Raw genomic sequence first — 23,344 nt, 5'->3', positions numbered from 1 at the left:
GGATTTTGTGAGTATTTACAGAAACAATTTATAAGGCTTTAATACCTGGTTTTCCTGAAGCTGATAAATCCCTATAAAATTATGGTGACTGTCATATACACGTACTCTGTCACCGACTGTGTATATGTACTCCTGCTTTTCATTTGCGTTCTGTCTTTCTGCTGATGGTTCTTTTTCGTATAAATCTACAGCAATTGGATTCCCGTTATAAAGAAGTTTTTCTCCCTTTTCTTTTACAAAAACAGCTGGCAGATGTAAAAAAACTTTGTCAACTGGTATGATATGTTCTGACAGTGTATCTCTGTCCCTCATTTCTTCTACTTCTGAGAGCGTAAATCCTTCCTCAATTCTAAATGAAGAAACTCTGGTACGGATAAGACCTGCCATGCATCCTCCACATCCTGCTTTTACCCCTATATCGCGGCAAAGGCTTCGGATATACGTTCCTTTTGAACAAGTTACTTCAAAAGTAACATAAGGGAGTTCTATCTTTTTAATGTGAATAGAAGAAAGCGTAACCGGACAAGGTTTTCTTTCAATAACGATTCCCTGTCGTGCCAGCTCATAAAGCTTCTTTCCATTTACCTTTTTAGCTGAATACATGGGTGGAATCTGGTCATACGTACCCTGAAAAGAAAGTATAATGTTTTGTATTTCTTCTTCTGTGACTGTCACTTCTTTTTCCTCAAGAATCTTGCCACTGGTATCTTCAGTGTCTGTTTCTTTTCCAAGGAGAAGAACTGCCTCATAAGTTTTATCCCAGTCTCCAATAATATCACAAAGCTTGGTTGCCTTTCCAAGACACACCGGAAGTACTCCTGTCGCATCCGGATCAAGCGTCCCTGTGTGTCCGATTTTCTTCTGATGTACAATTCCGCGCAACTTTGCTACTACATCATGGGAAGTAAATCCTGCTTCTTTTTTTATATTAAGAATTCCGCTTATCATAAATTGATTCCTGCTTTTCTCCTGATTCATTTAACTGATGCTCTACCATATGTGTGATATTCATAACGATATCTCTTGGCTGTCCATGCACAGTGCAGCCGGCAGCTTTGATATGGCCACCACCACCAAAAATCTGAGCGATCGCGCTGACATCTACCGCATCATTAGAACGCATACTTACTTTGAAGTTACCATCTTCTTTCTCATAAAGAAGAATGGCACATTCAATGCCCTCTGTTACACGAAGCTGATCAATGATACCATCAAGATCACTGCTGTTAATTCCGTAAAAATCAAAATCTCTTTTACGGATAATCGAAAAGATTACTTTTCCATGTAAGAGTACAATACTTTCCATAAGTGCTCTTCCAAGTATCTGATTCTGCACATAAGATTTTTTGTAAAATGTTCGATCAATGATATCTTCTGAATGGATTCCTTTTTCAAGTAAAGCACCTGCTGTCTCCATCGTCTTTCTTGTTGTATTGGTGTGTTTGAATACACCTGTATCATGAACAATACCCATATATAAATCCTGTGCACAGGCAAGGGAAATCTTTTCCCAGTCAAACATAGAAAATAATACTTCACAAGTAGAAGAAGCATCCGGTACGATAAATTGCAGATCACCAAATCCCTGATTGGTAAAATGATGATCTACGCATATCTTGTATTTTGCTTCTTCAAAATATTTTTTAAATTCATGAAGACGTTCTGTATCGGAACAATCAAGAGAAAAAAACAGGTCATACGGTTCCGTACTTTCTTTTTTTTGAGTAATCTGATCCGCATATTTCAAAAAAGAAAACTTTTCCTGTACCGGTTCTAATAATAGTGTTACCTGTTTCTCTGGATACTGTTCCACAATATAGGTATAGAGTCCAAGACAGGAACCGATACAGTCCCCGTCCGGATTCATATGACCGGATATGGCAATTGTCTCTGCGTTCTGAATCTGAAGTTCAAACTCTTTTTTTCTTTCGGCAAATGTCATATTTTCTCTCTTATCTGTACTCATTCTTCGGATGCCTCCTTTTCTTTTGCATGCATTGCTGCATTAATCTCATCAATCTTCTTTGACATATTTACGCCATATTCTATCGACTGATCAAGAATAAAACGAACATCCGGTGTGTTTCTTAAGTTAATACTGCGGGCTAATTCACGACGGATATAGCCATGCGCACTTCTAAGCCCCTCTAGAGTAGATTCCTGTGCTTCTTTATCACCAAGTACACTGATATAAGCTTTACAGGTCTTTAAATCCGGAGCCACCTCTACGGATACAACAGAAGTCATAGGAGCAATTCTAGGGTCCTTGATCTCTCTGGAAATAATCCGGCTTAATTCTTTTAATACCTCAGAATTAATTCGGGTATTTTTTACACTGTTTTTTCTCATATAACAGTACCTCCTGTTATCTAGGAATTTCTTCCATTACGAAAGCTTCGATCTGATCGCCCTCTTTAATATCATTATATTTTTCGAAAACGATACCACATTCGAAACCTGATTTTACTTCTTTTACGTCATCTTTGAAACGCTTCAGAGATGCCAGTTCTCCTTCATAAATAACGATACCGTCACGAACGATACGTGATTGTGCATCTTTTGTGATAGAACCGTCAAGTACGTAACATCCAGCGATTGTTCCAACTCCAGAAGCTTTGTAAATCTGACGTACTTCTACGTGACCGATTACTTTTTCTCTGTAAACAGGATCTAACATACCCTTGATCGCTGCTTCAATATCTTCAATCGCATTATAGATGACACGATATAATCTCATATCAACCTTTTCTCTTTCTGCGGCAGCCTTTGCCATCGCATCCGGACGTACATTAAACCCGATGATGATCGCATTCGATGCGGAAGCTAAGATTACGTCAGATTCATTAATGGCACCTACACCACCATGAACAACCTTGATCATAACTTCTTCGTTAGAAAGCTTCATGAGACTCTGTTTTACTGCTTCTACAGAGCCCTGTACATCGGCTTTTACAACGAGATTTAATTCTTTTACATTACCTGCCTGAATCTGATCGAACAGGTCATCAAGAGATAACTTATTCTTTGTCTCTTCAAGCATTTTTTCTCTTCCATAAGCAATAAATGCATCTGCTGTTGCTCTTGCCTCTTTTTCATTTCCATGAGCCATGAGAACTTCACCGGAGAATGGTACATCGTTAAGACCAAGAATCTCTACTGGTGTAGATGGGCCTGCTGCCTTTACACGATTACCTTTATCATCCATCATTGCACGAACACGACCAAATGCGTGGCCTACATTGATACTGTCTCCTACATGAAGAGTACCTTTCTGAATAAGGATTGTTGCTACCGGACCACGACCTTTATCAAGCTTCGCCTCGATAACAAGACCTCTTGCTCTTCTCTTTGCATTTGCCTTAAGCTCTAATACTTCGGCAGTAAGAGAAATCATCTCTAAAAGTTCATTAATTCCTTCACCTGTCTTAGCAGAAACCGGTACAAATACTGTACTTCCACCCCAGTCTTCTGCAATAAGACCATACTCTGTAAGTTCCTGTTTTACACGATCAACATTTGCGCCCTCTTTGTCAATCTTATTAACAGCAACGATAACTTCTACTTCGGCAGCCTTTGCATGGTTGATTGCCTCGATTGTCTGTGGCATAACACCATCATCTGCAGCAACAACTAAAACAGCAATATCTGTTGCCTGCGCTCCACGAAGACGCATAGAAGTAAATGCTTCATGACCAGGAGTATCTAAGAATGTAATCTTTTCTCCATTAATCTCTACTACATACGCACCGATATGCTGTGTGATTCCACCTGCTTCGCCTGCTGTAACATGTGTAGAACGAATTGCATCAAGAAGAGAAGTTTTACCATGGTCAACATGACCCATAACACAGACAACTGGTGGTCTGCTTGTTAAGTTTCTCTCATCCTCTTCTTCCTCTTTTAAGAGTTCTTCGATCACATCAACTTTTACTTCTTCTTCTGCAATACAGTTGTATTCTAAAGCAATCTCTGCTGCATCATCAAAAGAAAACTCTGTGTTGATCGTAACCATCTGTCCAGCCATGAAAAGCTTTTTAATGATAACTGATGGCTGAATCTTACAGGCATCTGCTAAATCTTTTAAAGATACTGGATCTGGCAGAGTAATATTACGGATTACATCTTCCTTTGGCTCTTCCTGTTTTGGTGGCTGTACAGGAGCCTGCTGCTGTTTCTTATTGTTCTTCTGCTTTCTCTGTCCGCCAAAATCATTGTTGCGATTATTGCGGCGGTTATTCTTTCCACCACGATTTTCATTTCTGTTATTTTCTTTATTGTCGCGGCTGTGTTCACGATTAATATCATGACGGTTTTCTTTACCGTTTCTTGTTTCCTTTGCGTTAATCGGAGTATCTCCCATAGAAGACTTATTTCTTCTGTCATTACCGCCGCGGTTATTGTTTCTGTTGTCCCCACGATTATCATTACGGCCGCCACGATTATCGTTATTACGATTATTGTTTCTGTTATCTCCACGATTATCGTTACGATTTCCTCTGTTATCGTTACGGTTGCCGCGGTTATCGTTATTACGGTTATTGTTTCTGTTATCCCCGCGATTATCATTGCGGTTTCCGCGATTATCGCGGTTATTGTTTCTGTTATCTCCACGATTATCGTTACGATTTCCTCTGTTATCGTTACGGTTACCGCGGTTATCGTTATTACCTCTATTATTGCCAGATTCTTTTTTCTGGAATTCTGCTTTTAATTTTTCTACATTTTCATCTGATACCGTACTCATATGACTCTGTACTTCAACTCCCTGCTCTTTTAACTTTGTAATAATTTCCTTGCTGCTTTTATCTAATAACTTTGCTACTTCATGTACTCTCATTTTTGGCATACACTATCCCTCCATATTCAGATTTATTTTCTTAACGATCGATTTTGCAAAACCTTCATCCAAGATACAGATGGAAGCCCTGTACGCTTTACCTATCCAATGCCCTAGTTCTTCCTTTGTCGCAAATATCTCCATAGGCACTTCATAATACTTACACATGTTTCGGAACATTTTTTTCGTATTGTCAGAAGCGTCTTCTGCTACAATTACCAGACAGGCATTGCCAGATTTCACTTCTTTTTCAGTAGAAAATTCTCCACTGGCAACTTTACCAGCCTTTGCTGCAAGTCCAAGCATGGATAATACTTTACTGTTTTGTGTCAAGTTCCTTCAACTCCTCTTCTAATCGGTCATATATCTCATCAGGAATGGAAATCTTTAAAGAACGTTCCAGTCCTTTTGAACGTCTTGCTTTCTGAAGACATTCCGCACAAAAGCAAAGATAAGCACCTCTGCCATTCTGCTTTCCTTTCACGTCAAGGACAACTTCATTCTCCGGCGTTTTGATCACCCGGATCATTTCCTTCTTTGTCTTCATCTCACGACAGCCTACACACTGTCTAAGTGGTATTTTCTTTCCCATAGCTGTTCACCAGATTCCGTTCTTACTGTTCTGGTTCTTCTGGGATTTCTTCCTCGAAAGATTCCTCTTCTTCAGAACTGCTTTCTGCTACTTCTGTCAGCTCAGATACTTCTTTTGTCTCTTCTGCAGGTGCTTCGAGATCGAAATCTTCCATCTCATCAAAATCACCAAAATCATCACCAAAGTCTAACTCTTCAGAAAGTTCTGCTGCCTGGCTCTCACTCTTAATATCAATCTTATATCCGGTCAGTTTTGCTGCAAGACGTGCATTCTGTCCTTCTTTACCGATTGCAAGAGAAAGCTGGTAATCCGGAACAACAACACGTGCACTCTTTTCTTCCTCATCTACCTCTACAGAAATAACATTTGATGGGCTTAATGCATTCTCAATTAATACTGCCGGATCATCGTTCCATTCAATAATATCAATCTTTTCTCCGCGAAGATCACTTACGATTGCATTAACGCGGGCTCCGTTGATACCTACACATGCTCCTACAGGATCTACGTTAGGGTCATTGGATGCAACTGCAATCTTTGTACGAGAACCTGCCTCACGAGCAATACTCTTAATTTCCACTGTTCCATCATAAACTTCTGCAACTTCTTTTTCAAAAAGTCTCTTTACAAGCTCTGGATGTGTTCTGGAAACTAAAATCTTTGGTCCCTTGTTTGTATCTTTTACTTCTACGATGTAAAGTTTAATACGGTCTGTTGGTTTAAATATCTCGCCTTTTACCTGCTCTTTTTCTGTGAGAACAGCATCGGTCTTATCATCAAGACTTACACTGATATTCTTTCCATTACAGCGCTGTACTACACCTGTTACGATGTCTTTTTCTTTATGTGCAAAATGTTCAAATACAACTCTTCTTTCTTCTTCTTTAATCTTCTGCACAATAACACTTCTTGCATGCTGTGCTGCGATTCTTCCAAAGTTCTTTGGAGTAACTTCGATATTTACTACATCCCCAAGTTCATAATGGAAACGAATCATCTTTGCATCTGCCAAACTGATCTCTGTTGCAGGATCTTCTACTTCTTCTACTACAGTCTTTTCTACATAAACAGAGATATCGCCTGTTTCTCTGTCCATATTTACCTTTACAACTGCGTTCTTACCAAAGTCACGATTACATGCTGCAACTAAAGAATCTTCAATCGCCTGCATGATTACTTCTTTTTCAATATGTTTCTCTTTTTGTAATTGATTTAAAGCATCAATTAATTCACTCATTTTCTCGTATCCTCCTGTTTATCTATATTTCTTTAAAACTCAATCGCAAGACGGATCATGGCAATATCCTTACGGTCTAATACCAGATCTTTTTCGTCAATTTCAATCGTAACGGTATCTTCTGTAAAGTCTTTTAAGACTCCTTCAAATTCTTTTTGTTTGTCAATGGCTTTATAAAGCTTGCACTCTACTGCCTTTCCAATACTTCTCTTGAAATCTTTTTCTTTTTTTAATGGTCTTCCAAGACCCGGAGAACTTACTTCTAAAATATATGCATCAGAGATAAAATCTTCTGCATCCAGTTTCTCTTCAAGAGCCCTGCTGATCAAAACACAGTCATCAATGTTGATACCGCCTTCTTTATCTGCATATATGCGCAGATACCAGTTCGCACCTTCTCTTACATACTCCACATCTACAAGCTCAAAATGATTCTCTTCAATAATTGGAGTTACAAGTTCTTCCGTCTTTGCAACAATCTCTGTTCTTTTCATGTTGATTCTCACCTCTTTCCCAGACATACAATAAGAGTGGGCAACCACCCACTCTTATCATCTACAGTATACTATTTGTAGTATAACAGGTTTTTCTCTATTTATCAAGGGATTTCTTTAAATTTTACCTGTTATCTCTCGTTTTTATGCGATTTACCTACTCATCTTCTGTTTCGATCGCATCTGTTTCAATAACAAACTTCACACTGCCTTCTGCACCTTTTTTAATTCCACCGAAGGACTGATATCTCTTATCTGCCTTTTTCACTGCCTTAAAATGATTGATCACACTGTCAAGATCATCTCCTGCAAGATCAGAAAGCTTACTGATTCCATCATTATTAAATGTTTTTAATCCCTCTGTAAGAGTATCACTTCCTGTTGCAAGCTTATCAATACCGGAAGTAAGCTGGCCACCTGCGGAATCTAACTTATTCATTCCGGTGGAAAGACTCTGTATGCCGATTGCTGCGGCATTCACACCCTGTGCATATGCTTTAACACCTGTTACTAACTTTTTACTTCCTTCTACAAGTTTGCCTGTTCCTTTATCTACAGAATCTGCTCCGGTCGTAAGACTGTTATTATTACCTGTTAAAGTAGCTGCTCCTTTTGTCATTGTATCAAGACCATCGGAAAGGCTGCTAAGACCGGAAGTGAGATCTTTCATACCGCTTGTAAGCTTTTTATTATTTGCTGTAAGAGCCTTCGCTCCACTGTTTAAGTCACTAACACCTTTGATCAATGCTGGAATCTCACCTGCTGCATCAGATAAAGAACCGGTATTTGCCGCAAAATTCTCTAAGATAGCAGCCTGTGTCTTCATATCTTTCAAAAGAGTCTCGATATCTCCAAGACTGACCTTCAGTTCACCAAGCGTAAGCTTATCTGCACTTGGAGCATCTCCTAATGCATTTTTAGCATCACCTGTCAGGCCACTAATCTTAATACTCTCTGGCCCTACACTCACACTAACCTTACTATCAATCGCACTCTTTAATGCACTCTTCATCTCCGGTGTTAAGCCTTCCATATCTACACTGTCAATCGCTGACTTCGCTGCTGCTTTGGCATCTGCTGTTGCTTTACTGCTCATAGAATCTTTCTTATCAGAAATCTGTTTATTTGCCTCTTCTGTTGCCTTACTGTCTACATCTTCTAACGCTTTCTTTGCACTACTGAACTTCTCAGAAACCTCTTTATTATGTGCATCGATTTTACTATTATATGCATCTACCGCTGCTGATAGCTGATTCATCTTCTCAATCGCACTCTGAAGCGTTGCCGCAGATTCCTGTAATTTCTTTGCGTCGCTTTCCAATGAAGAAGATGCACTCTTTACTGCTTTTAACTCTTCCTCACTTGGAAGCTTTAAGTTACTCATTCCGGAAACCTTGCCATTTAACTTTGCGATTCCATTTGCAAGATCATTGGCTCCCTCTGTATAGCCTGTAATGCCTTTAGAAAGAGCACCTGCTCCCTGTTGTAACTTATCGGTTCCACCTGCTGCTGACTGCAGACCGGCATCTAAACTAGAAACTCCCTTCGTATAAGAAGAAATACCGGAATTTAATGCCTTTGTTCCTTTTTTCAGTGCCTTTAAACCTTCATTTAAGGACTCTACACCAGATTCTAACTGACTGCTTTTAGAATTTAATGTATTAAGACCGGATACAAGCTGTTTTACACCGGCATTTGCAGTAGATACACCCTTGGTATATTCTCCAGCAGAAGAAGAAAGGGTTCCCATACCTTCTGATAATGCTTCACTTCCATCAATCAGCTTATCTGTTGCATCCGTCAGCTTATCCATATTTTCTTTTAAATCATCGACATCATTTAAATCACTTGTATCGATATTTTTTAATGTTCCTGTTGTTGCCGCTGTCGCTGTCAAAGCAAGTTCAAACTTATCTGCTTTGGCAGTTACTTCTACGTAGTCTGGAATATCTACATCTTCTAATTTATCATAAGAAGCAAGATTCAGACTGCTCTTTAAACCAGGGAATGCCAGACCAACTACAACACTCTTATCTCCGTCACTGATTACTTTACCATTCTTAACTTCGATGTTAGAAAATACATCGGAAGAAAGAATCATTCCAGTAACCATTGTAAACGGTGTCTTTATATTGTATTTTTTCCCTTTTACTTTTACTGTTTCGTTAGAATTATTGTAATAATCAAAACGAATCTTGACTTCACCGCTCTTACCTGCCATATCTTTCGGATCCATCTTCTCACCATCAAGATAATAACTTACCTTCATAGTAACAGGAAGTTCCTCATTTGTTTCTCCCTGATAATAAATATCATTACCTTTTGAATCCCAGACGATAGAACCGTCTGCATTCTGGGTAAATGTCTCATCACCTTTTACATTTTTAATATTCGTAAGATTAGAAAAATCTTCTAATGTATCACTGCTTCCATGGTTCTTTAACCAGTCACTTACTGTAATTTTGTCTACACTTCCGTCTGCATTCGCATTCACATAAACAGTTTCTGACTTATCTACTTTTGTCTCTTTCTTCTCTGCGGCACTTACCGGCATTGCAATTCCTACTGCCATCATAGCACTCATAAGAATGGCAAATGCTTTTGAAGTATGCTTTATAAATCTTTTATTTCTCATCTTCATCACTCCCTGAATTGTTTGATATATTTAGTTATCAATATGTTTCATTCCACCTGTCGTCTTACAGATTACCTTATCAAAAATAAGGAACATCGTTGGCAGCAAAGTTAAAACAACGATCATACTTATAACAGCACCTCTTGCTAATAAAGTACAAATGGAACCGATCATATCTACCTGTGAGTAACAGGCTACACCATAGGTCGCAGCAAACAGACTCAATGCACTCGTAATAATAGAAAGCATATTTGACTTGTGTGCAATGCTGACTGCCTCTAATTTATTCTTACCATTTCTTCGTTCCTTCAAATACCGGCTTGTATAAACAATCGCATAATCTACGGTCGCTCCAAGCTGTATTGTTCCAATAACGATGCTGGCAACAAACGGAAGACTTACACCCTGATAATAGGGCACCGCCATGTTAACCGCAATCGCAAATTCAATAATCGATACCAGGATAACCGGCAGGGATATTGATTTAAATATAATAAGAATGATAATAAAAATCGCTGCGATTGAAGCAACATTTACATTCTGAATATCAATATTGGTAACATCTTCAAGATCCTTCATCAAAGGAGCTTCTCCAATAACCATCGAAGTTTTATCGTAGGACTTCGTTATCTTATTAATCTTTGCAATCTGTTTATTTACCTGCGGTGTTGCTGATTCATACTCAGAACAGATAAAGGCAAGTTCATGATCGCCACTTTGCAGCATACTCTTTATATCCTTTGGAATCATTGATTCCGGGACAGTTGCTCCAACAAGTGAATTCATGCTGATCGTCCACTTTACACCTTTTACATTATCAATGGCATCTAACATATCCCTTTTATCTTTGGAATCCATGTTGCTGTCCATCATAATCATATGCATCGTACTCATATCAAAGTCTTCTTTTAATTTATCTGTTGCCACATTACTTGGAAGAGTCGATGGCATTGACTTTGCAATATCATAATAAATCTTTGTATTATTATTTCCATGGATTGCCGGAAGTAACATCACAAGGAATACCAGCAGCCATATCCAATGATTCTTAATAATAAAGTTTGATGCACCATCTACGCTCTTAATCAACGGTCTGTGCTTTGTCTTCTCAATCTGTTTATCAAATGCAAGAATCAGTGATGGAAGAATCGTTACACAACATACTACACCGATGATAACACCCTTTGCCATAACAATACCAAGATCTCGCCCCAGCGCAAATGTCATAAAACAAAGTGCTGCAAATCCGGCTACGGTTGTGACAGAACTTCCGACAACGGCTTTAAACGTACTGGCAATCGCATGACCCATCGCCCGGTTCTTATCTTCTGAATATTTTTCTTTATACTCCTCGTAACTATTTAGCAGGAAAATGGAATAATCCATCGTAACTCCAAGCTGCAGAACCGCAGTCAGTGCCTTTGTAATATAAGAAACCTGCCCTAAGAATACGTTACTTCCTAAGTTATACAAAATAGCAATTCCGATACTTAATAAGAAAAACACCGGAACAAGGAAAGATTCCGTAGTGAATTCCAATACAAGAAAAGATAATACTGCTGCAATTACAACATAAATTGGCAGTTCATCTAACGCTACATCTTTAATATCGTTAACAACTCCTGACATACCACTGATAAAACACTGCTTATTCGCCAGTTTCCGCATCTCAGCAACCGCATTCATCGATTCATCTGACGATGTCGTATTATCAAAAAGTACGATCATCATCGTGGCATCCCCTTTAAAAAATGCTTCTCTTAAATTCTTTGGTATCATCTGGATTGGAAGATTCAGATCTGCAATATCATCGTACCAGAGAACATCCTTTACATGATCAACTGCCTCAAACTTTCTCTCAAGCTTCTGTACATCTTTCAGTTCCATATTCTCGACAACAACCATCGAGAATGCACCCATACCATACTCATCCACCAGAATATCCTGACCTTTTACCGTCTCAAGCGTATCCGGCAGATAACTAAGTAAGTCATAATTAACCTTTGTTGTTACTGTTCCTATTAAGGAAGGTATCAGTAACAAAAATCCAATAAGCAATATAAGAAACTTATGTTTCGCAATCTGCTTACCCATCTTAATCAACAAACTTATCATCCCCTTCTTCAATCTATTTTATTTTCCTAACCAATATTATATGCAAAAAATGACCATTGGTCAACACTGAGTAACGCACAATTTTCCTCAATAAGCGAAACTGAATTTTGGTCATTTTTACGTTATTGACTTTTAGTCATTTTTGTTGCATAATGTACCCAAATACATTCAACATCGTTTAAGGTGGTATTATTATGGGAAAAGTTGAGACAAATAAAAAACAAAAGAATACAACATTATTGCAGACCTCTTTTGAACTGTTTACCGAAAAGGGTTTTACTAAAACAACCATTTCCGACATCGTAAACCGGGCAGGTCTTGCAAAGGGAACTTTCTATTTATATTTTAAAGATAAATATGATTTAAGAGACCGGCTTGTAACATATAAAACAAGCCAACTTTTTGGGAATGCGCATACGGCTTTAATAGAACAGAATATTCAGGGTTTTGAAAACCAGATGTTTTTCGTCATTGATCATATCATAGACCGATTAGAAAAGGAACCGAAGCTTCTTCAGTTCATCTCTAAGAATCTTTCCTGGGGAATCTTTAAAAATGCTTTTGAGAAGACTGTCCCGGAAAATTCTCGACAGTTTTATGATTACTATCAGGATATGCTGACACAGAATCATATCTCCTGCGAGAATCAGGAATTAATGCTTTTTACAATCTTAGAGCTGGTAGGTTCTACCTGCTATAGTTGCATTTTATATCAGCAGCCAGTATCCATGGAAGAATATCTTCCTTATTTACATCAGACAATCCGGCAGATATTTATAACCTTCACAAAGCCGATGGCTGATTAGTTGGGAGTAATTTGGGGATGAGAGACTTCTGATTTCAACCTCAAATCTTTCCCATGCACTATTTAATTTAAAAATCTAGCCAAAGACAGCCCTCGAAGAGAAAAGCGCCTCTATATTTGTGGCCTCGGAGCAAGGTTTGGATGCGAGCGCATAAGCGAACATCCAAACCGCCGCGACTAAAGTCACAAATATAGAGGCGCTTCTCTCTTCGGGGGCGTCTGTTTTGCCTAATAAATTAAATAGTCCATCCTCCTATCATGGGATTCGGACGGTACTTTTTCTACGATTTGAAAGTCATACCCCAATGCCGCTGTTATAATCTCCTCATGGGATGCGAGATATTTATCATAAAATCCACCGCCGTATCCAAGACGATTTCCGTTTTTATCAAAGGCAAGTCCTGGGACAAGCATAAAGCCTGGAGTTGTGATTCTGTCTTTTTCTTCTCCTGTTGGCTCAAGGATACCAAATGCTCCGGGAACACAGTCAGATAGCGCAGTGATTTCATAAAAATGCATAATTTCTCCTTGTACTTTTGGAACGGCAACATGCTTTCCATGAGAAAGACACCAGCTAATAATGTCTGCGGTTTCTAATTCATTCCGGCAGGCGATATAGGCATATATCCTGTCTGCATTCATAAATTCCGGCAGTTCTTTTAATTTTGACAGGCAGTTTGCTGCGGCATGTTTTTTTTCTTCATCTGTCAATGCATTTCGTCTTGCTTTCATATCACACCGCAGATTCTTTTTTAATTCTAAAGCTTCTTCTGGCATTTTAGTTTTTATCCAGCTTCTTTCCATATTTCTCACCAAGATTTTCGATACTTCCGTCTTTATTCTGAATGTCAATTCGGTTCAAAGAACCACGCAAGTTTTTGCGGATGGCAGTAAGGTAAGCTTTGCGGAGTTTTTTCTGCTCTGCTTCTTCTGCTTTGGTAAGTCCCACAGATTTGGATTTATGGTATAATTCATTAATTCTGTCGATATCGACGTTATTCATAATGTCCCTCCTCGTATACTAAGTGGCTTTTAATAATTATCAATAACCACTTACTTTGCTTAAATTCTAAGGCTTTTCCAGCCAGAATTCGTAGTAGTATTTTATCCGTTGTATTATACACAATGGTCCTACGTTTGTAAACACAGAAATATCTTTGTTAGTAGATGCAATCAATCTTTGTCTTGCTGCTGGCTGTACTTAATTCTGTGTGAGAATCTTCTCTGCAATGGCTTCCGCAGTTTTAATACCATCCATTGCTGCAGAAGTGATTCCTCCGGCATAACCTGCTCCTTCTCCACATGGGAAAAATCCTTTGATATTACTTTCAAACTTCTTATTTCTTTCCATGCGAAGCGGGGAAGATGTTCTTGTTTCTACACCTGAAAAAACGGCATCTTCTGCATCATACCCCTTTATTTTACGTCCAAAAGCCTTCATCCCTTCCAAAAGAGATTCACAAACGTAATCCGGAAGGCACTCATGAAGATTTGCAAACTGCCAATCTCCCTTTATTGATGGGGTGACTGTTCCGATCTTTGTGGATACCTGTTTTTTCATGAAATCTCCAAAAAGCTGTACCGGAATCTTTCCATTTCCGATTTTATAAGCAAGTTTCTCATACTTACGTTGAAATTCCAACCCTGCTAATGGACTGTCAGAAGAAAAATCTTCTGGTGTTACTGTTGTAATCAATGCCGTATTTGAATTACGTCCTGCCCGGTCATGATAACTCATCCCATTAACGCAAAGCCGTCCTTTTTCTGAAGAAGAATTTACAACATATCCTCCTGGACACATACAAAAAGAATAGATTCCCCGGCCCGTACTTTCACACTGATGTGTAAGCTTGTAGCTCGCTGTCGGAAGTTCTTCCGGATACTCTTTTCCATACTGGCTTTCATTAATAAGATGCGCCGGATGTTCCACACGGACTCCAATGGCAAATGCTTTCGGAGTCATGAAGAGCTTCTTTTCATGAAGCATATAAAAAGTATCTCTTGCACTGTGACCGATTGCAAAAATAACATTGCGGCAAGGGTATTTTGTACGAACACTGTCTTTCTCGATAAGAAGTCCTTTGATCTGGCTGTTCTGCCTGCCAGCAGTTATTTCCTGTTCATGGACTTTCCCTGCCTCATCTTCTTTTATGCCGGCAATATCCTCACACAATATATCACAAACCTTTGTCCGAAAATGAACTTCCCCACCCAGACTTTCGATTTCTTTTCGAATTGATGCCACCACATCTTTTAAAATATCTGTTCCTATATGCGGTTTAGCTTCATAAAGAATATCCTCCGGTGCGCCATGTTTCACAAATTCCTTCAGAACAAAATGATTTCGCCCAAATTTATCTTTAACTAATGTATTAAGCTTTCCATCAGAAAAGGTTCCTGCACCACCCTCTCCAAACTGTACATTCGATTCCTCATCCAGTTCCCCCGTCTCAAAAAAATGTTCCACAACTTCAGATCGGGTCTCCACACAATCCCCACGTTCAAAAACAACAGGGGCAAATCCAGCCCTCGCAAGAACTAACGCAGCAAAAAGTCCGGCTGGTCCCATTCCTACAATCACTGGTCGTTCTTCCAGTTTTTCTTCTTTGAAAGACATTCCTGCTTCTTTACTATTACTATATGGAAAGGTATAGTTTGAAACAGATGGTTTTGTCCATTTACTTTTTTTGGCTGAAAGAAGTTTCTTTTCATTTTCAAACTCTGCATCAATTGTATACACATAAAAAAGCTGTGGCTTCTTTCTTGCATCCACAGATTTTCTTACAATCTGCCAGGAGACAGGTCTTTTCCCATGCGCCTGATGAATAATCTCTTCAAAAAGTTGTTCCCTGGTATGTCCCACCTTTAATTTCAACTGTGAAATTCGTATCATCTTCTTCGGTTCCTTTCTGAAATACCATCGTTTTCTTCCATCGTATGCCGGTCATCCTTAAAAAGCTCTTGATTTCTCTTGACAATCGCTCTTCCTGCTACTGTACCACTCGAAAATGCCCATTGAAGATTATAGCCTCCGCAAGTTCCATCAACGTCTGCTACTTCTCCTGCAAAAAATAGTCCAGGCTGCAAAACGGACTCTAACGTATCTGTTAATTCATCAAGGCAGACTCCGCCTCTCGTTACCTGTGCCTTTTCATAACTTGCATATCCGTTAATTCGCAATGAAAAATGAGCAACTGCTTTTACAAGATTCTCCCAATCTTGTTTTTTCATTCTGCCCGTCGTTTGTCCTTCTTCTACCTTTGCCTCTCTTAAAATAATTGGACAAAGCTTCGCTGGAAACAGTCCCTTTAAAAAAGATAACATACTTTTCTTTTTATTATTTTGTGCAAGACTTAAAAACAGGTTTCCTTTTTCTTCTGAAGAAAGCTCTGGCATAAAGTCAAAAGATAATGAAACCTTTTTATTTTCTTCTAACGCTGTAATAGCAAAGCGGCTCAACTGAAAAATTGCCACTCCTGAAATTCCGTAGTCGGTCCATTGAAGTTCCCCGATTTCATGTCGGACTGCATTGCCATTGATTTCTAATGTGATCGCTGCCTGATTACGTACTCCACTCACTTTTTTTAAAAACGGAGCAGATGACTTTAATGCAGTAAGTGCCGGAAGCGGTCTTATTATCCTGTGTCCAAATTGCTTTGCAAATGTATAGCCGCTGCCATCACATCCAAACTTTGGTCCGGCAAGTCCACCGGTTGTAATAAGAAGGCTCTTGCAAACATAGTATTTTTCTTTTTTATGTTGTACATTTTCTTCGGAAAGCAAATGTACCCCGATATAAAACAGACCTTCTTTTTCAGAAACTGTACGAACTTCCGCTTCAGGAACAAAAGTAACTCCCGTTCCGGACAGTACACCTGCTTCAAAGGCTTCCCTCACGCTTGCCGCCTGTTCACTATACGGATAAACATACCCATTCTTATCCTTTGTATAAATTCCAAGACTTTGGAACAATTCCATTGCTTCTCTTTGCCCAAACACAGACAGTACTTTCTGCGCTCTTCCGGGACAATCACTCCGATAATATTCTTCTTTTTGTGAAAAGTTAGTAAGATTGCACTTTCCATTACCTGTAACAAGAATCTTTCTGCCCATCTGACTCTGCTTATCAATCAGAAGAACTTTCTGTCCCTGATTTTTACAGGCAATCGCCGCTGCCATACCGGCTGCTCCTGCACCAACAATAATCGTATCCCATATCCTATGCTTTTTTGTATGTTTCAAGATTCCATCTCCCGAATATATCCACAACTCTTAAGAATCTCTTCCTGCTTTCTTTCCATTACTATACGTTCTTCCTCTACCATATGATCGTATCCCATTAGATGAAGCATACTGTGCGCAACTAAAAATGCCAGCTCCCTTGTATTAGAGTGCCCATAAGCCTTCGCCTGTTCTTTTACTTTATCCATGGAAATAATGATATCGCCAAGCATCAATTCCCCTGTTTCTGGATGAAAAGCATCCGGATCTCTTTCTTCTATATCAGAGAAATCTCCCGGCACCGGATAGTCTGCCATTGGAAAAGAAAGAACATCCGTCGGACGGTCAATCTGGCGATGTTCCCTGTTGATCTGATGAATCTCCTCATTATCTGTCAAAAGTACATATACCTGCACTTCATACGGACATTTCTCATAATCTAATGCAGCTTCGATTACATTTTTAATAACGGTCTCATAATCCGGCAAAACCACTTCCGGATATACATTTTCTATTTCAAATGTCATTTTTTCTCCTGCTTTCCTGTTGTTCTCTGCTTTCTCTTTTGTCTTGCTTCTTTCTTTTTGTCATACTCATCGTATGCGGTAACAATTTTCTGAACAAGCGGGTGACGCACAACATCTTTGCTTGTCAGATTACATACACCAATTTCATCAATATTCTTAAGCACATGAAGTGCATCATCAAGACCTGAACGAGTACCTGACGGCAAGTCTTTCTGCGTAAGGTCGCCGGTAATAATTGCCTTTGATCCAAAACCAATACGGGTGAGAAACATCTTCATCTGTGCCGGTGTCGTATTCTGCGCTTCATCTAACACAACAAATGCATTATCTAACGTTCTTCCTCTCATATAAGCAAGAGGTGCCACTTCTATTAATCCCTTTTCCATGTTTTTAGCAAAAGTATCCGCACCCATAATTTCGTAAAGCGCATCGTAAAGAGGCCGTAAGTACGGATCCACTTTACTTTGAAGGTCACCCGGAAGAAATCCCAATTTCTCCCCGGCTTCAATCGCCGGACGAGTCAGAATAATACGATTCACTTCATTCGCCTTAAATGCTGTAATTGCCTTTGCCATCGCAAGATATGTCTTTCCGGTTCCCGCAGGTCCTACACCAAATACAATCATCTTATTGGTAATCATATCCACATATTTCTTCTGTCCCATCGTTTTTGGCTTAATCGGTTTCCCCATGATCGTATGACAGATCACATCACTATCTAACTGGGTAACCGCAGATTCCTCATTCGTCATGGAAAGAGAAAGTGTATAATTAATATTCTGCTCTGTAATATCATTCCCTCTCTGCGATAATAAAAGGAGCTGCTCTATTACATGTTTTGCTCTATCGCAATCCTTCTCTCCTCCAATTAACTTCAACTTGTCATCTCTAAAAATAATCGTTACATGCAATGTCTTCTCTATCTTTTTCATGTTTGCATCAAACTGACCAAAAACATTACTTGCATGTTCCGCTGGAAAAGGGAATTCCTGTTCTGCTATACTCATTCTTTGTCTGATTTTCCTTTCTTGTCAATATATTTTCAAAATCCCACTATATGATTTGTAATTGAACTTACTGCCAAAATTATCTGTTTAAAACAACAGGCTCTTGTTTTATATCCTTTTCCCCATTTAATGTTGAGGAAATCTCCTGAACTTTACCTACACGTTCTTTTATCTTGATAATTCCCTTTGCAGTACACTCATTTTTATCACTGTCTATTCTAACATTATTTTTCAGGATTACCACCCCTTTTCTCTCATATTCTTTCAAAAAGAGAAAAAGACGCTTCCTTGCCTCCTTTTTTGCCTGGGACACACTATAACTCTCTTTTGAAATCTGACACTGCGCCTTTGTTATAACAAAAAGAGAAACCGGCAGATAAAACTGCGGTCCGATATGCAGCAAAATTTCTCTGGACTGTTCATCATACTCTGCATATGCTGTTTTACGTTCCGGCATTTTAATCGTATAACCATTTATCAAAAAGCGATAACTTTTTTCTGTCTTTCCAGTATAATTTTTTTTATAATAAATTAATGGAAAATGATCTTCATATTTTATTTTTGAAATCGCATAAACATCTCCCTGCGCCCTTACTAAGGTCTCCTCTGCGATTTCTCCCGCATCATCTCTTATCTCTACAACCCCTGAAATAAGCACATCCCCCGGCTTTACTTTATCGCCCTTTTTCACCTTTGCACTTCCGCTTCTTATAAGTATACTGGCAATCTTTCCTTTCTTTGAAGCAATAAGATTACATGGTGATTCCTGCATTTCTCCCTCCTTTTGATCACGTTTATCTAAAGTTTCCTTCACTCTGACTCTTAACAGTGTTCCCTTTCTTTCACAAGACACCCATGCTATATCTTCAAAATCCTTTCGAATCTGCTCCTCTAATCGTGCACACGAAAACCCTGAAATCTTTGTCCCACTATGAACTCCTTTTTTCTCAAGATAATCAAGAAGCTCTTCCTCTGAGTGTCCATAACTTCCTGTCACCTGCACCTGCCATATAAAACAGGACATGACAATAAAAATAGCTGTACAAAACAAAAGTGCCAACACAAAACACTTTCTTTTTTTATATCTGCAGAACAAATACGGGATTCCTTTTTTCTGTATACACCGGAACGTACTCCCCGTTTTTTCTGATATTTCCTGAAGTTCTTTATATCCCCCTCTGCTTATGTAAAAAATATAATACTTTCCCTCTTTTTTAATATTCCACAAAAGAATCTGCTTTGCTGCGCAGAGATTTAAAAAACGTTCCTGATTCATCCCACTTAAAACAACCCGGCAATATCCCGACAGAAAATGAAATAACGAAAAGAGCATCTTCTTCTCCCTTCAAAAATGAATTGAATGAATATGACCTGTAATCTTCATATCAACATCGGTAAAATATTCAATTAAAAGACCTTCCCCCTCAATAATCATCTTACATTTATAGCAGTTCAACACAATCTTTTTATCACTGAAATCACCCAGACTCCCATAATTTTCTATACTGATTTCTTTGGCTCCATTTACCGAACAGACAAAAGAACTCTTCCTTTCCAGCATAAAATCACACCATGTATTTTTTATATCCCTATGAGAAAGAAGAAAAAAATAGAACTCCTGATTTCTAGATTTATTGTAGACGAAAAAAGAAAAACTACCCTATCCCATCTGCTCTGTAGTCGCTGTATTTAAGATGCTCATCCGCATCTTAAATACGCTCCCAAGCCGCATCTGGGATGTATTATTTTTTTCTTTTTTCTGACTACTCTAAATCTACAGTTGGTGAGAATGGGGATTCTCCAGAAGGTTATGGATTCTCAGGAAATTAAAATCTAAAGGATTGACTCATTTCTTCTGGAGTTTTCCATCTAAATAGAAATTGTATACTTCTGGACAATCCCCTTGTTTTTTAACTGTGTTGTAGGATGAGGTTAGACAGCCGCTATAATAGAACTTCTTGCTGAATTGCAAGGAAACTATAGTAAAGGAAAGAGAATTTTTATAAGTATTGCATTTTGTGACTTTGCGCTGTGGAATTTTGACTCTGAAAACTTTGGACTCGTTTTTCCGAAGTTTTCGTTTTTTGAGGCAAAATGGAGCGTTTGGCGCAACAGAACAAAATCAAACTTATAAAAATTCTCTTTTCTTTAGAAACCTTAATACAATTCAGTTAAGCAATCTCTCTTCAGTGGCGTCTGTTGCCCTCCCCCCTGCAATAGGAACTTCCTTCTGGCATATTCCATATTGACAAACTGTAGATTTAGAACAGTCAGAAAAAAGAAAAAACACGATATCCCAGATGCGGCTTCGGAGCGTGTTTAAGATGCGGATGAGCATCTTAAACACAGCGACTATAGAGCAGATGGGATATTGTGTTTTTTCTTTTTTCGTCTATACAAAATCTACAAATTAGAATTTTGCCTGTTCTTTCGATGCTTGTGCTACCTGCACAACTTCTTCAAGAGAAGCTCCTCCTGCGGCAACTACTGCTGCTGCAATCGTTCCTTCTGCAACAGGACAGTCAACCATCTTAATCTTGCGGTCTTCCATAGATTCTAAGACCATCTCTGTTGTCATAACAGCGCTTCCTAAATCCATAAAGATTGCTACGCCATCCTCACTATACACTTCTTCGACTGCTTCTGTAATTTTTTCAAAACTTGTCCCAAATCCGCCGTCATCCATTCCACCGGCTGCCTTCATCGGTGTTTCCGGTGCCATTAAAGATGCTAATTCCACAACACCTTCTGCTAACTTCTGGCTATGGGATACAACAACAATACCTACCATATTTCTAATTCCTTTCTCTTATGCAAGTTCCTGTACTGCTTTAAGCATTAATGTAAATGAAGTAGCGCCTGGATCCTGGTGTCCGATACTTCTCTCTCCAAGATAGCTTGCACGACCTTTTGTTGCGATAATTGTCTTTGTATATTCGATACCTTCTTCTGCAGCCTTTACGCCTGCTTCTAAAGCTTTCTTTGCATCTTTATCTGCTTCATAGGAAGCTGCAATTGCATCATGTGCCGGAATCATAGCATCAAGCATAGTCTTCTCGCCTTTTACTGCCTTACCACGCTTCATGATACCGTCAATAGAAACCTGAAGCATTTCGATAAAGTCATTCATATCCATCTCTGTCTTACCATTCAGTAAAGCACCTGACTTCATAAATGCAGTTCCGTATAAAGGACCGGAAGCACCACCAACAGTAGAAACAAGCTTCATTCCGATTGCTTTTAAAATAGCTCCGATATCTTTACCTTCAAATGTTCCTTCAATTGTTTTAACTGCATCAAAACCACGAGCAAGATTAATTCCATGGTCACCGTCACCAATTACATTATCAAGCTCTGTTAAAAATAACTTCTGCTCATCTACATCTGCAATAATCTTGTCAATGATCTCAATTACTTTTTTTACGTCTGCCATAATTATGTCCTCTTTCCTGATATTATGCTGTTGGGTTCAAAAGGTATTTGACCCCTTTGATACCAGATACTACATGCTTTGCACTCCTGCAAACAAACTTGCATCGGCTTTCTGACCTTTTGACCCTGGTATCATATTAATACTGTAACAAAAGACCCACGCAGATTACGCCGGTCTTTTTATAATTCATTGTAACCTGTCTAAGGTCAGTCTGTCAATAACTGACCTTAAACAGTCTGCTTGTTGTTCTATTATTTTGCAACGGTAAGTGCAGGAGTATCTGCCTCATCATCTAAAAGTTCTTTCATCTGATCATCCAGACGAAGTAATGTAATAGAGAATCCTTCCATCTCAAGAGATGTCATATATTCGCCTACCATTGTCTTATATACTTTGATACCTTTCTCAGCTAAAACATCTGCTACATGATTATTAACGATGAACAGTTCCATTAAAGGAGTAGATCCACATCCATTAATCATCACTGCAACTTCAGATCCTGCATAATCGATATCTGCTAAAATCTTCTCAAGAAGTGTATCAACAATCTCATCTGCTGTTTCAAGAGGTTTCTTCTCAACACCAGGTTCTCCATGGATACCAATACCGATCTCCATCTCATCGTCAGCCAGTTCAAATCCAGGTTCTCCGGCTGCTGGTACAGTACAAGGCTTAATAGCCATACCCATTGTTCTTACGTTATCAATAACTTTCTGAGCAACAGCCTGTACTTCGTCAAGGCTTGCTCCTCTTTCTGCTAATGCTCCGGCAATCTTATGTACAAATACAGTTCCGGCAACACCACGACGACCTGTTGTATATAAAGAATCCTGTACAGCTACGTCATCATTAACAACAACTTCTTTTACATCGATGCCATCCATATCCGCTGCCATCTCTGCTGCCATCTCGAAGTTAAGAACATCACCTGTATAGTTCTTTACTACCATTAAAACGCCCTTGCCATCATCAACAGCTTTAATTCCTTCATAAATCTGATCAGGAGTAGGAGAAGTAAATACAACACCTGCAACTGCAGCATCTAACATACCTTTTCCAACAAATCCGCCATGTGCTGGCTCATGTCCGCTTCCACCACCACTGATTAATGCTACCTTGCCAGTCTTCTTCTGCGCTCTGACAACAACATTACCACAGTCAAGCTTCTTAACATACTGAGGGAAAGCCTTAACCATACCTTCTATCATCTGGTTTTCTACCTGATCTACTGCATTAATAATCTTCTTCAAAATAATCTCCTCCTTCAAAGAAATAATATGTCATTGGAAGTATATGACAACTCATACACTCATTCCAGTTTTAATAATATCACTTTTGTATAAATCGGTCAATTAGTTTTGTGCAATTTTAAGGATATTTTGAATAACTATTTGGGGCTGTCGCAGTAACGATTCTTTAATCGTTACTGTTGATGCCCTTT

The 23,344-nt window shown here is 38.9% G+C and carries 22 protein-coding genes; 1 reads left to right on the top strand and 21 read right to left on the bottom strand.

What is annotated here, in order from left to right; genetic code table 11:
* Positions 1–15 precede the first annotated feature (15 nt).
* The 10 genes from truB to EHLA_RS05500 form a co-directional block, all read right to left on the bottom strand.
* Positions 16–948 (bottom strand): tRNA pseudouridine(55) synthase TruB, encoded by a 933-nt coding sequence (truB, locus tag EHLA_RS05545; protein ID WP_096239616.1) that lies wholly within the window; start codon positions 946–948, stop codon positions 16–18.
* Complete coding sequence (locus EHLA_RS05540) at positions 929–1,966, bottom strand: DHH family phosphoesterase (RefSeq protein ID WP_242970675.1); 1,038 nt, start codon at positions 1,964–1,966, stop codon at positions 929–931. Before EHLA_RS05540 ends, truB begins: the two co-directional genes overlap by 20 nt.
* Entirely contained in the window at positions 1,963–2,349 is a 387-nt protein-coding gene (gene rbfA, locus EHLA_RS05535) for a 30S ribosome-binding factor RbfA (protein ID WP_021907625.1), read from the bottom strand. Before rbfA ends, EHLA_RS05540 begins: the two co-directional genes overlap by 4 nt.
* A 16-nt stretch (positions 2,350–2,365) precedes the next feature.
* Complete coding sequence (gene infB, locus EHLA_RS05530; protein WP_096239614.1) at positions 2,366–4,846, bottom strand: translation initiation factor IF-2; 2,481 nt, start codon at positions 4,844–4,846, stop codon at positions 2,366–2,368.
* A 3-nt stretch (positions 4,847–4,849) separates the two neighbouring features.
* Positions 4,850–5,143, bottom strand: a complete 294-nt coding sequence (locus EHLA_RS05525) for a L7Ae/L30e/S12e/Gadd45 family ribosomal protein (protein ID WP_096241561.1) — start codon at positions 5,141–5,143, stop codon at positions 4,850–4,852.
* Positions 5,144–5,153: 10 nt separating this feature from the next.
* Positions 5,154–5,429: an RNase P modulator RnpM gene (rnpM, locus tag EHLA_RS05520; protein ID WP_096239612.1), complete on the bottom strand. Its 276-nt coding sequence runs from the start codon at positions 5,427–5,429 to the stop codon at positions 5,154–5,156.
* A 22-nt stretch (positions 5,430–5,451) separates the two neighbouring features.
* Positions 5,452–6,666, bottom strand: coding sequence for a transcription termination factor NusA (gene nusA, locus EHLA_RS05515; RefSeq protein WP_096239610.1), 1,215 nt, complete (start codon positions 6,664–6,666; stop codon positions 5,452–5,454).
* Between the two features lie 32 nt (positions 6,667–6,698).
* Positions 6,699–7,160, bottom strand: a complete 462-nt coding sequence (rimP, locus tag EHLA_RS05510) for a ribosome maturation factor RimP (RefSeq protein ID WP_021907629.1) — start codon at positions 7,158–7,160, stop codon at positions 6,699–6,701.
* Between the two features lie 157 nt (positions 7,161–7,317).
* A complete protein-coding gene (locus tag EHLA_RS05505; protein ID WP_162290852.1) occupies positions 7,318–9,795 on the bottom strand; it encodes a hypothetical protein in 2,478 nt (825 codons plus the stop codon).
* Positions 9,796–9,825: 30 nt separating this feature from the next.
* Positions 9,826–11,910 (bottom strand): efflux RND transporter permease subunit, encoded by a 2,085-nt coding sequence (locus EHLA_RS05500; RefSeq protein ID WP_242970674.1) that lies wholly within the window; start codon positions 11,908–11,910, stop codon positions 9,826–9,828.
* A gap of 194 nt (positions 11,911–12,104) precedes the next feature.
* Between EHLA_RS05500 and EHLA_RS05495 the strand changes: the two genes are divergently transcribed.
* Positions 12,105–12,716, top strand: a complete 612-nt coding sequence (locus tag EHLA_RS05495) for a TetR/AcrR family transcriptional regulator (RefSeq protein ID WP_021907632.1) — start codon at positions 12,105–12,107, stop codon at positions 12,714–12,716.
* Between the two features lie 227 nt (positions 12,717–12,943).
* On the opposite strand, the gene EHLA_RS05490 is transcribed toward EHLA_RS05495, so the two are convergent.
* From EHLA_RS05490 to dhaK, 11 genes are all read right to left on the bottom strand, one after another.
* On the bottom strand, positions 12,944–13,519 hold the full coding sequence (locus tag EHLA_RS05490) for a 5-formyltetrahydrofolate cyclo-ligase (protein WP_096239608.1): 576 nt from the start codon (positions 13,517–13,519) through the stop codon (positions 12,944–12,946).
* Positions 13,494–13,718, bottom strand: a complete 225-nt coding sequence (locus tag EHLA_RS05485; RefSeq protein WP_021907634.1) for a DUF896 domain-containing protein — start codon at positions 13,716–13,718, stop codon at positions 13,494–13,496. The genes EHLA_RS05490 and EHLA_RS05485 overlap by 26 nt, the downstream gene beginning before the upstream one ends.
* A 198-nt stretch (positions 13,719–13,916) precedes the next feature.
* Positions 13,917–15,608, bottom strand: a complete 1,692-nt coding sequence (locus EHLA_RS05480; RefSeq protein WP_096239607.1) for an NAD(P)/FAD-dependent oxidoreductase — start codon at positions 15,606–15,608, stop codon at positions 13,917–13,919.
* Complete coding sequence (locus EHLA_RS05475; protein ID WP_096239606.1) at positions 15,605–16,957, bottom strand: aminoacetone oxidase family FAD-binding enzyme; 1,353 nt, start codon at positions 16,955–16,957, stop codon at positions 15,605–15,607. Before EHLA_RS05475 ends, EHLA_RS05480 begins: the two co-directional genes overlap by 4 nt.
* Entirely contained in the window at positions 16,954–17,463 is a 510-nt protein-coding gene (ybeY, locus tag EHLA_RS05470; protein WP_096239605.1) for an rRNA maturation RNase YbeY, read from the bottom strand. Before ybeY ends, EHLA_RS05475 begins: the two co-directional genes overlap by 4 nt.
* Positions 17,460–18,470, bottom strand: coding sequence for a PhoH family protein (locus tag EHLA_RS05465; RefSeq protein WP_096239604.1), 1,011 nt, complete (start codon positions 18,468–18,470; stop codon positions 17,460–17,462). The genes ybeY and EHLA_RS05465 overlap by 4 nt, the downstream gene beginning before the upstream one ends.
* Before the next feature lie 79 nt (positions 18,471–18,549).
* On the bottom strand, positions 18,550–19,803 hold the full coding sequence (locus tag EHLA_RS05460; RefSeq protein ID WP_096239603.1) for a sporulation protein YqfD: 1,254 nt from the start codon (positions 19,801–19,803) through the stop codon (positions 18,550–18,552).
* A gap of 12 nt (positions 19,804–19,815) precedes the next feature.
* Positions 19,816–20,031, bottom strand: a complete 216-nt coding sequence (locus EHLA_RS05455; protein WP_096239602.1) for a YabP/YqfC family sporulation protein — start codon at positions 20,029–20,031, stop codon at positions 19,816–19,818.
* An 849-nt stretch (positions 20,032–20,880) separates the two neighbouring features.
* The gene (gene dhaM / locus EHLA_RS05450; RefSeq protein ID WP_021907692.1) at positions 20,881–21,261 is read right to left on the bottom strand and encodes a dihydroxyacetone kinase phosphoryl donor subunit DhaM; all 381 of its coding nucleotides are present in this window, start codon (positions 21,259–21,261) and stop codon (positions 20,881–20,883) included.
* Positions 21,262–21,279: 18 nt separating this feature from the next.
* Positions 21,280–21,903: a dihydroxyacetone kinase subunit DhaL gene (gene dhaL, locus EHLA_RS05445; protein ID WP_021907691.1), complete on the bottom strand. Its 624-nt coding sequence runs from the start codon at positions 21,901–21,903 to the stop codon at positions 21,280–21,282.
* A 251-nt stretch (positions 21,904–22,154) separates the two neighbouring features.
* Positions 22,155–23,153: a dihydroxyacetone kinase subunit DhaK gene (gene dhaK, locus EHLA_RS05440; protein WP_096239601.1), complete on the bottom strand. Its 999-nt coding sequence runs from the start codon at positions 23,151–23,153 to the stop codon at positions 22,155–22,157.
* Positions 23,154–23,344 lie beyond the last annotated feature (191 nt).

The sequence above is a fragment of the Anaerobutyricum hallii genome, assembly GCF_900209925.1.
GTDB lineage: Bacteria > Bacillota > Clostridia > Lachnospirales > Lachnospiraceae > Anaerobutyricum > Anaerobutyricum soehngenii.
Note: the sequence above shows the minus strand (reverse complement) of the source record. Positions and strands in the feature narration are given on the sequence as shown.